Origin of the sequence: Moraxella nonliquefaciens (assembly GCF_001679005.1) — a bacterium.
Taxonomy (GTDB): Bacteria; Pseudomonadota; Gammaproteobacteria; order Pseudomonadales; family Moraxellaceae; genus Moraxella; species Moraxella nonliquefaciens.
In genome coordinates this window covers 1-1,290 of record NZ_LXTW01000020.1, presented here as the reverse complement: position 1 = coordinate 1,290, position 1,290 = coordinate 1, and the positions used below count along the sequence as shown (strand labels likewise).

General features: G+C 32.0%; 2 protein-coding genes. Both read right to left on the bottom strand.

Translation table 11 applies throughout. The annotated features are described in order from the left end of the window. Positions 1 to 243 precede the first annotated feature (243 nt). Complete coding sequence (locus A7456_RS06305; protein WP_067008770.1) at positions 244 to 714, bottom strand: hypothetical protein; 471 nt, start codon at positions 712 to 714, stop codon at positions 244 to 246. Then, the coding region (locus tag A7456_RS06300; protein ID WP_158512499.1) for a tlde1 domain-containing protein at positions 701 to 1,290 on the bottom strand (590 nt) is incomplete at its 5' end. The genes A7456_RS06305 and A7456_RS06300, both read right to left, overlap by 14 nt.

The window sequence follows — 1,290 nt, the reverse complement described above, 5'->3', positions numbered from 1 at the left end:
AAGCTTCATTTTGGGTTCCTTGATTAATTATAAAACAGATTGATTGAGTGCAATCTGTTGATATTCACATACTGGTTTACCCAACTTATTCATCAGTTTTATAAGGGATAGGATCGTCCAAAGTATGATGTTTTGATTTTAACATCAAACTGCCTTGCATGTGAATTGTGGCAGAGTTATCAAAACTGCTCACATTATCAGCGGTTAAGTAGGTTTGTTTTTGAAAATTTAATAATTGCACTGTTATTTAACAGTATCACAATTATTATCACCATCAATAATTATAATATTTTTTAAAAAATCCACTCCGTACTTTTTTTCATTATTTAATGATAAATAGTACTTTGAATTATCTAAATATTTAAGTTTTTTATATAGTTTACATCTTTCATTGTCGTCAATACTATGATAAAAAACTAGGGTTCCTTCACCGCTTTTTTCAATACTTTCTCCAAAAATATAAACAATTGCCGATAAATAATCAACCCTACATTCAAAACAATCATCTGAAAATATGAAATGGTTTTTTGGTATCTCGTTATACCAATAAAAATCCATAAATATATTTTTTCTTACATAAAGTTCTAGAACTTGAAATTTTACCATATAAGAATCAACAAAGCCAATTTTATCAAAAAAATTTTTTAATAATGATCCTATGATAATAAATACTATAAAAATAATAATAAAGCAATTTTTCTTAATAGGTAACATCTAAAACACCATATTTTGTCATTAGTTTATTTTTGGTATACCAAGGTTCTTCAAAAATGACAGTTGTTTTTACTGTTGCTTTTAGGAGACTGTCTACTTTCTCCCAATTTGTCTGCCCCTCTGGTATACTAGTATCAATTGTTGTGCAACCATGGCTAAGTGTGCCTGGATGAAGTCTAAATCCGGCTCTGCCATTGATGTTAGAGTCATTACTTTCAATAATATCATTTATTCTGCCATCTAGATACAGTAGACCGTACCATGTGGCAGGGGAAGTTTTTCCAGGATTATTGGTGATGATATAACGACCTCTTGGCATAGGTAGGTTTTTTCCAACCCCAACTTCGGTAATAATCCCGTTAACTGCTTTTCCTCCACTAAATGCTTTTATAGTAACTGTTTCTTTTGTGTCCTCATCAGTTACTGTCAATATTCCAGTTTTCGTGTTTAAATGAGCCACAACCAACAACCCCAACCAATCCACCGCCCCCCAAGGCTCTGAATTGGCATAAGCATAAGTATTTAAACCACCCCCATTTAGTCCTATCGGGTCAGATGTCAAATACCTACCCACCT

Bases quoted from the DNA above. Each gene is read 5' to 3' on its own strand.
- A7456_RS06305 (WP_067008770.1), bottom strand. From the start codon at position 714: ATGTTACCTATTAAGAAAAATTGCTTTATTATTATTTTTATAGTATTT.